Genomic DNA, 13,132 nt, shown 5'->3' with positions numbered 1-13,132 from the left:
CTTGGAGACGCCATTTCCCCCACAACTCCTATGCAATTCGAAGGACAGATCGAGCGCATCGAGATCGTGCGCATCCCCATGCGCACGCGCTTTCGCGGCATCGACGTGCGCGAAGCGGCTCTCCTGCGTGGCCCCGAGGGTTGGGGGGAGTTCTCACCATTTCTCGAATACGGACCTGAAGAAGCGTCGGCCTGGCTCGCCGCCGCACTCGAGCAGGCCACACTCCCGTTCCCCGAACCCGCGCGAGTTCGCATCCCGATCAACGCGACCATTCCCGTGGTGAGCCCCGAGCGTGCGTACACGCTTGCCCGGTCGTTTGGCGCCGCCACCGCAAAGGTGAAGGTGTCCGACGCCAGCTGCGCCCACAGCGATGATCTGGCTCGCGTCGCGGCCGTGCGCGAAGCCCTCGGCGATGAAGCGCGCATTCGTGTTGACGCCAACTCGGCGTGGGGCGTGCGCGAGGCAATCGAGAAGATTCGCGAGCTCGACCGCGCGGCTGGTGGCCTCGAGTACGTTGAGCAGCCGTGCGTGAGCGTGCGCGAGCTTGCCGAGGTGCGGCGTGAGGTGCACGTCAAGATCGCCGCGGATGAATCGGTGCGCAAGGCCGAGGATCCCCTTGCGGTGGCACGGGCGAAGGCCGCCGATATCCTCGTGATGAAGGCGCAGCCGCTCGGGGGAGTGCGCCGCGCCCTCGCGCTCGCGGAGCAGGCGGGCCTTCCCGTCGTGGTCTCGAGTGCGCTCGAGACGTCGGTGGGGCTCAGCGCCGGCCTTGCGTTTGCGGCGGCGCTTCCCGATATCGAGCACGCGTGCGGGCTCGGAACGGCGCGCCTACTGAAGGGCGACGTGACTGAAGCGCCCCTCGTGAGTGAGGACGGCACGCTTCCCGCGGGCCGCGTCGAGGTGAGCGAGGAATTGCTCGAGAAGCATCGCGCCCCCGAGGAACGCACGCGTGTATGGCAGGCCAGGATCGCCGAGGCTGCCGAGGTTCTCGAGGCGCGCGGGTACTGGCCCCGGTAGGCTTGAGGCATGCGTATTTCCGCCCCGCCCCGCACCGGCTCGGGCGCACTCGAGGCCGCGTACGTCCTGCTTGAATCACTCATCGCGTGCGGCCTGCGCCACCTCGTACTCGCCCCCGGCTCACGCTCGGCGCCCCTCGCCTACGCAGCGAGTGCACTCGCCGAGAGGGGGGCGGAAAGCTTCGAGGTACACGTGCGCCATGACGAGCGCGCGGCGGCGTTCACGGCGCTCGGTTTGAGCCGCGCGGGTGAGCTGGCGGCCGTCGGAACCACGAGCGGAACCGCGACCGCCCACCTGCTTGCCGCCGCCATGGAAGCCCACCACAGCGGGATTCCGCTTGTGCTCCTCACGGCAGACCGCCCGACCGAGCTGCGCGGAACCGGGGCAAATCAAACGACGTACCAGGCAGGACTCTATGCGCCGTTTGCGGTGATGAGCGCGGACCTTCCTGCGCCGGGCGCGCACGACGCGACCGAGAGTGAACTGCGTCTCATGGTCGATACAGCCGCCCGGGCCGCCCACGCTGCGCTGAGCGCCCCCGGCCCGGTGCACCTCAACCTTGGTTTCCGCGACCCCCTCGCGGCGACGCACGCACCCGAGCAAGGCTCCGATGCCACTTTCCGCGTCCCTGCACACGCCGAACCCGCGCCACATGCGGGCACGGCTCTCACCACGCTTCCCGCGCGCACCGTGGTCGTCGCGGGCGACGGTGACGAGTCGGGTCATCGGGCAGCCGCGCTCGCCGCGCGCCTTCGCCTCCCGCTCTTTGCCGAACCGAGCAGCAACGCGCGCGAGCTGGCTGACACGCTCGTGCCGTGCTACCCGGACGCACTCGCCCGGGTCATGGCGGATCGGGGCCACCCCCTTCGCCCCGAAGCCGCGATCGTGTTCGGCCACCCCACGCTCTCGCGCCCCGTGCTTCGCCAATTGCTCGGCGCGAGAGACATGGAGGTCACCGTCGAAAGTGGCCGTCTCGAATGGCCCGATGCCTCGCGCAATGCCGCACGCATCGTGCCCCTGATCGACGTCGAACACTCGAGCCTCGTCGCACAGCAGCAGGGATTCCTCGAGGCGTGGAGGAGTCTTGGTAGCGCCCTCGCGAAGCACAGTAGTGACAATCGAGCCCCGCAGGCCGAGGCCGCGCTCGCGGTGTGGGAAGCCTGCGCGAGAGATCACGCGCCCCTCGTACTCGGGGCAAGCGCCCTCATCCGCGACCTCGAACAATACGCGGGTGCGTGCCGTGCCCGCGTGCATGCGAATCGCGGGCTCGCAGGTATCGACGGCACCGTTTCCATGGCCAGCGGCATCGCCCTCGCCGCGCGCACACGCACGCGAGTCCTGCTCGGAGACGTCAGTGCGATTCACGACCTCACGGGCTTCGTGATCGGCCCCACCGAGCGTGAACCCGAGCTCGACATTGTGATTGTGGACGATAACGGTGGGCGCATCTTCTCGGGCCTCGAGCATCGCGAGGCGCCCCGAACGGTCCTCGAGCGTTTCTTCACGACGCCACACGGGGTGGATCTCGCCTCGGCGATCGAGGGGCTCGGTGTTCAGGTGGAGCGCTGCGTACCGAGCGACCTCGCTGTGAGGCTGTCGTCTGCCTCACACGGTGCGCGTCGACGGGTCTTTTTTGTGGAAATCGGAAGCGATTTTTCAGGAAGAAGGGCTTAGATCACGCCTATGAAGAAATCACCGTCATGGCTTGCAACCGCCGTCCTCGTCATCGTCGGCATGTGCGTGTCGTCGATCTTTACGATCGGCGCTGCCGCGGGCCTCGGGCTCATGCTGTGGGGAGCGCCGGGCGAAGGATCCGGCAGCAACCCCCACTCGTCGAACCCGGCAGAGAACGTTGGGCACGGCGGCGACGTTGTGGAGGATTCATGGGTGGATACCGCGCGCGTGATCTCGCCGAGCGCGGTCTCGATCCGCGTCGACACCGGCAAGGGTGGTTCTGAGGGCACGGGCATCGTGTATGACGACAAGGGGACGATCGTGACCAACGCCCACGTCGTCGCAGGCGCCATCCTTATTGACGTGACCACCGCGGATGGCCGCACCTTCGACGCGACTTTGATCGGCACCGACGAGAGCACCGACATCGCACTCGTGCGTCTGGTGAAACCACCGAAGGACCTCACGCCGGCGACGTTTGCAGACTCCTCGAAGCTCACGGTTGGGCAGGACGTCATGGCGGTCGGCACGCCGCTCGGCCTCGCGAACACTGCCACGACCGGCATCGTCTCGGCACTCAATCGCCCGGTCGTTACGCGCCCCGAGCGCAGTGAAAACCAGGACCCGTCTACCGCTTCCTACACCTCGGCGATCCAGACCGATGCCTCCGTCAATCCCGGCAACTCGGGTGGCCCGCTTGTGAATCGCGCGGGCGAGGTCATCGGTATCAACTCCTCGATCGCCTCGAATGCTTCCACGAGTGAGGGCGCGGGAAGTATTGGACTCGGCTTCGCGATCCCCTCGAATACCGTCAGGCTCATCGCAGAGCAGCTCGCGCACAGCGGGAAGGCGCAGCACGCATTCCTCGGTGTGCGCATCAAGGACGGGGAGGCCGGTACTGGTTCGGCCACGATCAAGGGGGCGCACGTCGTGGAGGTCACGCCGGGGAGCTCCGCGGCGAAGGCGGGGATGACGAACGGTGACCTCGTGACGAAGGTCGATGATGTGCAGATCGGCTCTTCATCGGCGCTCACGGCCTACGTGCGCAGCCTTGAGGTGGGCAGTACCCACGCGTTTACCGTGTATCGCGGCGGCAAGGAGCAGACCGTCAAGGTCACTCTTCAGGGGAACTGAGCGAAGCGAGAGCCCGCACGATCGGGCGCGTTTTAGCGAGTGCCTCGGCGTGCTCGGTGAGCGGATCTGAGTCACTTACGAGCCCGCCGCCCGCTTGCACGGTGAGCGTGGTGCCCTGAACATGGGCCATGCGCAGTGCGATCGCAAGTTCGCCGTCGCCGTCCGCACCGATCCACCCCACGGGGGAGGCATAGCCGGCGCGATCAACGCGTTCGAGCCGCGCGATGACCTCGTTAGCAGCCGTGCGCGGCGTTCCGGAGACGGCCGCGGAGGGGTGCAGTGCCCCCGCGATCTCGAGAATCCCGAGCCCGTCAGGTGCGACCCCGCGAATATCGGTCGCAAGGTGCTCGATCCCGGGAAGGTGGAGCACGAAGGGCCCTTCCGATGGTGGCAGGCTCACACCGAGCCTCATGAGCGGCTCGCGGACCGAGCGCGCCGCGAAATCGTGCTCGGCACGCTCCTTGGGATCGTTGAGGAAGGCCTGGCGTTCTTCGGCACTGAGTTCGTCGTCCCCGCTCACGGGGCGTGAACCGGCGAGCACGCGCGAAAACACCTTCGGTCCTTCGGTGCGCACGAGCATTTCGGGCGAGGCACCCACAATGTCGTCGAGCGCGAAGGTCCATGCTGTCGGGTAGCGATGATTAAGTTGCGCGGCGAGCGCTGGAAGGAGGCAGCTCGCCTCGAGTGTGCCGAGGTCGATATCAAACCGCTCGGAAAGCACGACTTTCTCGGCGACGCCGTCATCAATCTCCTGCACGGCCTCTTTCACGAGCCCGCGATACGCCTCGCCGGAATGTGCGGGCTGCATCGTGCGTGGAGCGACCGTGGGCACTTTCCCGGGGGAGAAAAGTGCGAGGATTTCCTCCGGTTCGGTGAGGGTTTTTCCGACGCTTTCCTCGGAATCACTGCTCACACACGTGACGAAAGCGCGGCCCTCTACGGATCCGAGGAGGTAGCGGGGGATCACGAGGCGCGACGGGCGCGAGGACGCGGGGGAGTAGGAGAACGAGGCAAAAGCTACGAGGCCACTGCCGCGGAGATTCGCGAGGTCCTCGACATCGGTGCTGGCCTCAAGGTCGCGAAAGGCGTTCGCGAGAGCGTCGAAGCGATCCGGGCCCGTGGCCTCGAGCCTCGCGGCCTCACCGATGCCGATGAGTCCACCCGATTCGTGAAGCCACAGGGCGCTCGGGGCCTCGGGGATATGGTCGGCGAGAGTCGCGGGGGCGTCGACCCGGATCGATCGCACAGTAAAACGGGGGCTCTCTTGCGTGGGGCGGGGGGAACTCGTGAATAAGATGGGCATGATGTCCACATTATTGCGCACCGCCGTTTGTCCCCTCGCACCCGTCGCGGCCTCGTTGACCATGGGAAGCGTGCTGTGAAACGAAACGATGCGACCCCGATCTTCCTTGGCGTGACGGCTGCCGTGATCGCGTTCACGATCAACGTCGCGATCGTCGCGGTACCCGTTCTCGTTGCCCACGGCTTCAACACGCTCACGCAAGCGAGCACGCTCGATGCCGTGATCGTGGCGCTGTGCCTGGTTGTGCTCGGCCACGGGGGAGCGATGTCCTTCACCGGGGTGGGGATCGATGGCACGGCCGTTCTTCCTCCGCTCGGGCTGACTCTCGTATTTGCGCTTGTGTGCGGCACAACGATGCTGCGAACGGGACGGTCAATGACGCTCACGGAGCCGTCGGGCGCGCTCAAGCGGGGTGCGCTTACGGCGCTCGGGCTTATCCTCGCGGGCTTCGGTATTTCCTATGCCCTCATGGCGACCGTCTCCTCCCTGCTCGCCCGAACACCGGGGGTGCAGCCGGTGACCGTGAGTGCGGGCGTGAGTGCCCTTGCTCTTGCTGTGATCGCGGGGGCCGCGGGCCTCATGGCCTCTCTCGTGCGCCGCTCGAGTGATTCCGCGCCGCGGGTGGGTCTGCTCGCTCTCGTGAGCGAGCAATACGCCGCGGCGTTGCGGTCGATCGGCGTGCTGGTGCTCGGTCTTTTTGGGGGCACAGCGGTAGCGCTCACGGTGTGGATGGTGATCCGACGTGACGCGATGCTCTCCGTGCATCGCGGGCTCGAGCCCGATTTTTTCGGCACGGTCGCGCTCGTTCTCGCGGCTCTCGCCTTTTTCCCTACCATGCTCGTATGGGCAGCGGCCTTCGTGTGTGCGGGGACGGTCACGGTAGGTTCGAACACGCACGTGTCCTTTGAAGGGTCGCTCACGGGGGTGCTCCCCGCATTTCCCATCCTCGGCGCCCTCCCCGAACCCGGCCGCTTTTCGCCGTGGGTGTGGGCCTTCATTGCGATCCCCGCGCTCTCCTCGATCGGAGCGTCGGTGTTCCTGGCTATGCGCACCCGTCACTTCGACGTGCGCGCAAGGGTGGTCGCGTGGCTCACCTATGCGGTCGGTTCGCTCCTCGCACTCACGGTGATCTTCACGCTCGGAAGTGGGAGTATCGGCACGGCGCAGCTCGCGCACGTGGGCCCGAAGTTCACGTCACTGATGCTCCCCGTCGCGCTCCTCGTACTCGTGCCGGCAGCCCTCATTGCAGGATGGAGCCAAACCGGTCTCGATTCGTGGGTGCTTGGGAAGGCGCGCGCGGGCCGTGCATACGTGAGCGAGCGAACCGCGTCACTACGCGCACGTGTCGAAAAGGCCGAGGGCAAAGCGGCAGAGGCCGAACACGGCGATGACGACTCACACGCGAGCGAACGCGTTTTAGAGCAGACCGAGGCTGAGCACAGCGATGCTGTAGCTGCCGAGGAAGCCGAGCCTGACGAGCCAGCCGACGCCACCGCGTTGGAGGGTGGATCCGAGGCTCCGCTCAGCGACGATCACGAGCAAGAGAACGCGCCCGCTCCCACGCGCGATTCAGACTAGAACGGCAGCCACTCGAGGATCGCGCCCGGCAGATCCTTGCCGCATGACGAGACGGCCGAATTCGTGAGCGCCGAATCAAGGCACTCCTGGTACTGGGTCATCGGCCCATAGAACACGAGCGATAAGAGCGCAAGGCCGATCACGACGATCGAGGCAGGAATCCCGAACGCCGCTGTGACGCTCGCCGAACGCCGCGCGGGGGTTGGCCACGCGATCACCATGAGCCGCACGAGGAACACGAGGGCGCCGATGCCCGCGAGGCCCGCGATGAGACTGAACGGCAGGGGAAGGAGCGTTGCACCCCACGCGACAATCATGCACATCGCGGCAGAAAGCAAAGTGCGACTGAACGCTTTCTGGCGTTCCGGCGAGAAGGCGGGCTGGTCATGAGGGGGGCGTGGTTCGGAAGTCACGGATCCCATTGTGCCGCATAGCCGCCGCGTGGTCGTAAGCGCACGGGCGCTTCGTGCCCGCTACTGTGGGATCATGAACGATTTCACGTGCGTTGTGTTCATTTCGGGAACGGGGAGCAACCTCCGCGCCATCCTTGAGGCGATTGATTCCGGCGCGCTCGCGGGCGTGCGGGTCGCGGCGGTGGTCGCAGACCTCGATGCGCCGGGCCTCGCCTTCGCACGCGAGCGAGACATCCCTACGCACATCGTTGCGCTCGCTGATTACGACTCGCGCGAGGACTGGGACCGTGCCCTCGCCGAATGCACGGGTCGGTATGCGCCGGACCTCGTTGTTCTCGCGGGCTTCATGCGGCTGCTCGGCTCGCCCATGCTCGAAGCCTTCGGCGGGCGCATGATCAACACCCACCCCGCGCTCTTGCCGGCCTTCCCTGGTGCCCACGGCGTGCGCGATGCCCTCGACTACGGCGTGAAGGTCACGGGGGCGACCGTGATCGAGATCGATGAAGGCGTGGACACGGGCGCGATTATTGACCAACGGGCCCTGACCGTGCAGGAAGGTGAGAGCGAAGAAGCCCTCCACGAGCGGATCAAGGTCATCGAGCGCGAAATGCTCGTTGACGTGATCGCGCAGCGCGCTCGGAAGCAGTAGCTCACCTGCCCGCTCGCCGTCACGCCACGTTCACCTGAACGCGATAGGTTTAAAGGGCATACCGCATGAGTATTGACGACGAAGGAGCCTCCCGCATGTCCCAGCGTGCTGTTACGCGCGCCCTGGTCTCCGTGTACGACAAGACCGGGCTGACCGAACTCGCGACCACTCTCCACAAGGGTGGCGTTGAAATCGTCTCAACCGGATCCACGGCGAAGGCGATCGCGGAGGCAGGGATTCCCGTGACCGCCGTCGAAAGCGTGACCGGCTTCCCCGAGATCCTTGACGGGCGCGTCAAGACTCTCCACCCCAAGGTTCACGGCGGTCTCCTCGCCGACCGTGACAAACCGACGCACGTTTCGGCGCTCGAGGAGCACGAGATCGCTCCGATCGACCTCCTCGTGTGCAACCTTTACCCGTTCGAAGAGACCGTCGCGAGCGGTGCGTCCTTCGAGGACATCGTCGAGAAGATCGACATCGGCGGCCCCGCGATGGTGCGCAGTGCTGCGAAGAACTTCAGCTCGTGCGCCGTCATCACCAGCACCGAACAGTACGACCTCGTGGAAGGGGCGCTGGCAAGCGGCGGCTTCACACGCGAAGAGCGCCTCGTGCTCGCCGCCGACGCCTTCTCGCGAATCGCCGAATACGACGCCGCGATTGAAGAATGGATGGCGGCTCGCGCCGATGAAACGCTCGGCATCGATCCGCAAGAACAGGACCTCACGCCACTGCGTTACGGCGAAAACTCCCACCAGCAGGCCTTCCTTGACGCGAGCCGCTCGCTGTTCGAGGACTCCACGACCCTTGCCGAAGCCGAGCTGCTGAACGGCAAGGCCATGAGCTACAACAACTACGTTGACGCCGATGCCGCTCTGCGCGCTGCCTTCGACCACCCCGAGCCATGCGTGGCGATCATCAAGCACAACAACCCGTGCGGAATCGCGATCACGCCCGAAGCAAGCGACGTCGCCGAGGCGTACACCAAGGCCCACGCGACCGACCCCGTCTCGGCTTTTGGCGGCGTGATTGCCGTGAACCGCCCGGTGAGCCTCGACATGGCAAAACGCGTCACCCAGGTGTTCACCGAGGTCATCGTCGCCCCCGGTTACGAAGACGGCGCTCTCGACGTACTTAAGGCAAAGAAAAACCTGCGCATTCTCGAAATTTCGGGCGCGCCGCGCACCGATTCCGCTCTCGAAGGTCGCGAGATCTGGGGAGGCGTGCTCTACCAGGAGTCCGACCGGTACCAGGCGCCCGGCGACGACCCCGAGAATTGGGAACTCGTGTGCGGGGAGCAGGCGTCGGAAGAAACCCTCGCGGACCTTGCCTTCGCGTGGCGAGCCGTGCGCGCACCCCGATCGAACGCGATTCTGCTCGCGAAGAACGGCGCCGCCGTAGGCGTTGGGATGGGGCAGGTCAACCGCGTGGATGCGTGCCGCCTTGCGGTTGAACGCGCCAACACCCTCGGCGAGGACGGTGAGGAACGTGCGCGCGGCGCGGTGGCGGCTTCCGACGCCTTCTTCCCCTTCGCTGACGGCCCCGAACAGCTCATCGCTGCCGGTATCACGGCCATCGTGCAACCCGGCGGCTCCATTCGCGATAGGGAGGTGATCGACGCGTGCCAGAAAGCAGGAATCACGATGTACACGACGGGCACTCGCCACTTCGCGCACTGATCGCTTTCGTCAAACGAATCTTTGGAAAGCGACCCGAAGCCGAGCAAGCGTCGGCCCCTACCCCGAACCCCGAACCGGGGCCCGCACCTGCCCCACCCGAATCCACTCATGAGGATCCAACCCCCACCCCCACGAGCGAAAGACCAGCGATGAAAAAAGGTAAAAAGGGCACCGTTCCTGAACTCGACCTCAACGGCGAGCTTCCCCACAGCAGCAACCTGCGCGAATTTATCGAACACTTGCGCGAGCTCGGCTACACGGTTGCGGACGGACACTCGCCCGACCCCGATCTGATCGACCCGTACGGCAACCCCGTGTACACGTGGCAGGAGGGCTACCCGTATCCCACGCGTATGGCGCGCGAAGAATACGAACGTGAGAAGTACTACCTCCAAGTCGAGCTGCTCAAGCTCCAGTACTGGCTCGAGGATGCGAAGAAAAAGGCCATCATCATCTTCGAGGGGCGCGACGCAGCCGGTAAAGGTGGCACGATCAAGCGCTTTACCGAGCATCTCAATCCGCGCATGGCGCGCGTGGTTGCGCTCAATAAGCCCACCGAGCGCGAGAAGGGCCAGTGGTACTTCCAGCGCTACGTCGAGCACCTCCCAACCGACGGTGAAATGGTGCTGTTCGACCGCTCCTGGTACAACCGCGCGGGTGTCGAACGCGTGATGGGATTCGCGAGTGACGAAGAGTATGAAACCTTCATGACACAGGTGCCGCATTTTGAGCGCATGCTTGTGGATTCCGGCATTCACGTGACGAAGTTCTGGTTCTCCGTGTCGCAGAAGGAACAGCGCACGCGCTTCGCCATTCGTCAGCTCGACCCGGTTCGTCAGTGGAAACTTTCGCCCATGGACCTCGAGTCTCTCGATCGCTGGGAGGCGTACGGCGCCGCGAAGGAAGAAATGTTCCGCCGCACTGATAAAAAGTACGCGCCGTGGACGATCATTCGCTCAAACGATAAGAAGCGTGCCCGCCTCAATGCGATGAAGTTTTTCCTCTCACAGTTCGAGTATGAGGGGAAGGACCACGAGGTCGTTGGCACTCCCGATCCGCTGCTCGTGATGCGCGGCAAGAACGAAGAAGCAAACGAATAGCTCGCTACGCGGAGGGCGGCCCGAGCTAGAGCTCGAGGTCGTCCTCGGCGATGGGATCAGAGCTGTCGAGCGCGGGGATTGCCCCCGTGGCGGTTGCCCTGTACGGCTGGGTCATGCGCGCCGGCGTAAGAATCTCATCGAGGTGCCCCTCGCTCACGAGTCCCCTCTCGAGCACGATTTCACGCACCGATTTACCCGTGTGAAGGGCTTGCGAAGCAATATCTGAGGATGCCGCATAGCCGATCACGGGCACGAGTGCCGTGACAATCCCGATCGAACGCTCGAGGTTGCCCGCGAGCACGTCCTCGTTGACCGTGATGCCTTCGATGCAGCGCTCGGTCAGGGTACGCATCGCGCGCGTCATGATGCGCGTCGAGTTGAGGATGTTGTAGGCAATCACGGGCTCGAACGCGTTGAGCTGGAGTTGTCCGCCTTCGGCGGCGAGCGTCACCGTGAGGTCGTTGCCGATCACTTGAAAAGCGACCTGGTTGACCACTTCGGGGATCACGGGGTTGACCTTCCCCGGCATGATCGAACTTCCCGGCTGGACGGCGGGAAGGTTAATTTCGTTGAAACCCGCGCGCGGACCCGAGGAGAGAAGGCGCAGGTCATTGCAGATCTTTGAGATCTTGACCGCGATGCGCTTCAGCACGCTCGAGAAGGTCACAAACGCGCCCGTGTCGCTTGTGGCCTCGACGAGGTCGGCCGCGAGGGTGAATTCCTTGCCCGTGATGCGGGTGAGTTCCTCAACGACGAGCGAGGCATACTTCGGGTCGGTCGTGATGCCCGTACCGATCGCGGTCGCGCCCATATTGATTTCGCGGAAGAAGCGTGCGGTACGCGTGAGTCTCTCGACATCCTCACTCATGGTCGTCGCCCACGCGTGGAACTCCTGCCCTACGGTCATGGGCACCGCGTCCTGCATTTGTGTGCGGCCCATCTTGAGCACGTGGTCGAACTCTTCGCCTTTCGCGCTCAGCGCATCGATGAGGCCTTGCATCGCATCGGCGAGATCGGGAAAGCTCAGCAGGATCGCAAGCCGCACCGCGGTGGGATAGACGTCATTGGTGGATTGACCGAAGTTCACGTCGTTGTTGGGGTGGAGGTACTCGTACTCGCCGCGCGCGTGCCCGAGGATTTCGAGACCGCGGTTCGCGATGACCTCGTTGGCGTTCATGTTCGTGCTCGTGCCCGCACCGCCCTGGATGAGGTCGACCACGAAATGCTCGTGATGCTCGCCATTTTCGATCTCCGTGCAGGCCTTCGCGATCGCGTCGGCCTTGGCTTTCTCGAGTCCGCCGAGACGCTGGTTGGAACGTGCTGCCGCGTGCTTGACGTAGGCGAGTGCCCTGACGAGCGACGGGAAATGGTGGAGGCGGAAGTCCGAGATCCGAAAGTTTTCGAGGGCCCTGAGGGTCTGAACGCCGTAAAGGGCGTCGGCGGGAACTTCGCGGTCTCCGAGCAGGTCATGCTCGATGCGCACGTCGGTCATGTGATGGTTCACGTCCTTGTGGTGAGGCAGGCGGTACTGCGTGGTGCCGCGATCAATGCGGTATCTCTAGCCTAACCACGTCGGGCTACCATGGAGGCGTGAATCGATCACCCTATTCCCTTGGCGCTGCCGTGTATCGCCAGCGGCTTTTGCTTGTGACGCTGGGGTTTGTCTTTTTTGTGGTGCTCCCGATCGGGCTTATTTTTTCTGTCCCGACCGCCGGATACATGCTCTCGGCGCTGCTCTTCGCTCTCGCGGCCGTGCGACTCTTCCTCCCCGTGGAGGCGCTCGGCGCGCTCGTGGTGAGGCGCCGCTCGGTTGATGTCGCGACGATTCTTCTCCTCGCGGTCCTTATTTTTGTGCTCGCCTCGAGCCCCGGACTTTAACCGGACTCCGCGGCCCCGACCCGGCGGCCCCGGTGTCAATTTTCGGCACCGCTGAAGGTCACTCGTCCCGTTTCGAGGTCGTAAATAGCGTGGGCGAGTTCAAGGTCGCCGGCCTCGTGCGCGGCACGAATGAGAGGCGAGCGCGCACTGACCTCCGCCCTCGCTGCCGCGGTATTTCGGGCGGCCTGGGTCATGGGTCGAGGGGCATCGGTGAGGGCAGAAGTTTTGAGGTGAGCCTCGCCAGAGCCGGCCCCCAAACGCCGTGAAATCTGCTCGGCGAGCGCATTGAGGTGCCCCGGAAGGAGAACGAGGGGCGCTCCCGATGCTCGCTGAGCCATGAGGGATTCGGCCGCGGCCACGGCCCCGCAGCCCTCGTGACCGAGCACGAGGATCAGGGGAACCGAAAGCTCGTGAACGGCAAACTCCAGGGAAGCAAGCACCGCGTTCTCGACCATTTGCCCGGCCGAACGAACGACGAACAGGTCGCCGAGGCCGCAATCGAACACGATCTCGGGAGGCACGCGCGAATCGGCGCACGAGAAGACCGCCGCGAACGGCGCCTGGCCCGAGGACACACCGAGACGCCGATCCTCATCGCTGTGGGGGTGACGGGTCGTACCGCTAGCGAATCGGGCGTTGCCTTCGCTCAGGCGTGCGAGCGATTCGTGCGCGTGGATTGCGGTGTGTGCCATTCGTTGATCCTTTCCGTG

At 65.0% G+C, this 13,132-nt stretch carries 12 protein-coding genes; 8 read left to right on the top strand and 4 right to left on the bottom strand.

The features are described from left to right. The first annotated feature begins 30 nt into the window (after window positions 1-30). From D8M36_RS07550 to D8M36_RS07540, 3 genes are read left to right on the top strand one after another with little or no spacing between them, the layout of a single operon-like run. Window positions 31-1,017, top strand: coding sequence for an o-succinylbenzoate synthase (locus D8M36_RS07550; protein WP_074297710.1), 987 nt, complete (start codon window positions 31-33; stop codon window positions 1,015-1,017). Between the two features lie 9 nt (window positions 1,018-1,026). Further along, the gene (gene menD / locus D8M36_RS07545) at window positions 1,027-2,691 is read left to right on the top strand and encodes a 2-succinyl-5-enolpyruvyl-6-hydroxy-3-cyclohexene-1-carboxylic-acid synthase (RefSeq protein WP_074297709.1); all 1,665 of its coding nucleotides are present in this window, start codon (window positions 1,027-1,029) and stop codon (window positions 2,689-2,691) included. 9 nt (window positions 2,692-2,700) lie between these two features. Beyond that, window positions 2,701-3,825: a S1C family serine protease gene (locus tag D8M36_RS07540; protein WP_074297706.1), complete on the top strand. Its 1,125-nt coding sequence runs from the start codon at window positions 2,701-2,703 to the stop codon at window positions 3,823-3,825. Here the strand turns inward: D8M36_RS07540 and D8M36_RS07535 are convergent. Then, a complete protein-coding gene (locus tag D8M36_RS07535) occupies window positions 3,806-5,128 on the bottom strand; it encodes an isochorismate synthase (protein ID WP_074297871.1) in 1,323 nt (440 codons plus the stop codon). The genes D8M36_RS07540 and D8M36_RS07535 overlap by 20 nt on opposite strands. A gap of 75 nt (window positions 5,129-5,203) precedes the next feature. Here D8M36_RS07535 and D8M36_RS07530 point away from each other — a divergent pair, with 75 nt between their 5' ends. Next, complete coding sequence (locus tag D8M36_RS07530) at window positions 5,204-6,706, top strand: cell division protein PerM (RefSeq protein WP_126847920.1); 1,503 nt, start codon at window positions 5,204-5,206, stop codon at window positions 6,704-6,706. On the opposite strand, the gene D8M36_RS07525 is transcribed toward D8M36_RS07530, so the two are convergent. After that, window positions 6,703-7,119, bottom strand: a complete 417-nt coding sequence (locus D8M36_RS07525; RefSeq protein WP_126847918.1) for a hypothetical protein — start codon at window positions 7,117-7,119, stop codon at window positions 6,703-6,705. The two genes, D8M36_RS07530 and D8M36_RS07525, sit on opposite strands and share 4 nt — an antisense overlap. Before the next feature lie 73 nt (window positions 7,120-7,192). Between D8M36_RS07525 and purN the strand changes: the two genes are divergently transcribed. The 3 genes from purN (at window position 7,193) to ppk2 (ending at window position 10,544) form a co-directional block, all read left to right on the top strand. After that, the gene (purN, locus tag D8M36_RS07520; protein WP_074297698.1) at window positions 7,193-7,768 is read left to right on the top strand and encodes a phosphoribosylglycinamide formyltransferase; all 576 of its coding nucleotides are present in this window, start codon (window positions 7,193-7,195) and stop codon (window positions 7,766-7,768) included. Window positions 7,769-7,833: 65 nt separating this feature from the next. After that, complete coding sequence (gene purH / locus D8M36_RS07515; RefSeq protein WP_238638417.1) at window positions 7,834-9,444, top strand: bifunctional phosphoribosylaminoimidazolecarboxamide formyltransferase/IMP cyclohydrolase; 1,611 nt, start codon at window positions 7,834-7,836, stop codon at window positions 9,442-9,444. Window positions 9,445-9,593: 149 nt separating this feature from the next. Then, window positions 9,594-10,544, top strand: coding sequence for a polyphosphate kinase 2 (ppk2, locus tag D8M36_RS07510; RefSeq protein WP_126848036.1), 951 nt, complete (start codon window positions 9,594-9,596; stop codon window positions 10,542-10,544). A 25-nt stretch (window positions 10,545-10,569) separates the two neighbouring features. Here the strand turns inward: ppk2 and D8M36_RS07505 are convergent, their stop codons facing one another. Beyond that, window positions 10,570-12,036: an aspartate ammonia-lyase gene (locus tag D8M36_RS07505; RefSeq protein WP_126847916.1), complete on the bottom strand. Its 1,467-nt coding sequence runs from the start codon at window positions 12,034-12,036 to the stop codon at window positions 10,570-10,572. 98 nt (window positions 12,037-12,134) lie between these two features. On the opposite strand from D8M36_RS07505, the gene D8M36_RS07500 reads away from it, so the two are divergent. Continuing rightward, window positions 12,135-12,422: a DUF3017 domain-containing protein gene (locus tag D8M36_RS07500; RefSeq protein ID WP_065247361.1), complete on the top strand. Its 288-nt coding sequence runs from the start codon at window positions 12,135-12,137 to the stop codon at window positions 12,420-12,422. A gap of 35 nt (window positions 12,423-12,457) precedes the next feature. On the opposite strand, the gene D8M36_RS07495 is transcribed toward D8M36_RS07500, so the two are convergent. Further along, on the bottom strand, window positions 12,458-13,114 hold the full coding sequence (locus tag D8M36_RS07495) for a carbonic anhydrase (RefSeq protein ID WP_126847915.1): 657 nt from the start codon (window positions 13,112-13,114) through the stop codon (window positions 12,458-12,460). Window positions 13,115-13,132: the final 18 nt, after the last annotated feature.

Origin of the sequence: Dermabacter sp. HSID17554 (genome assembly GCF_003989295.1) — a bacterium.
Lineage (GTDB): Bacteria > Actinomycetota > Actinomycetes > Actinomycetales > Dermabacteraceae > Dermabacter > Dermabacter vaginalis.
This window is presented reverse-complemented; position numbering and strand designations above follow the sequence as displayed.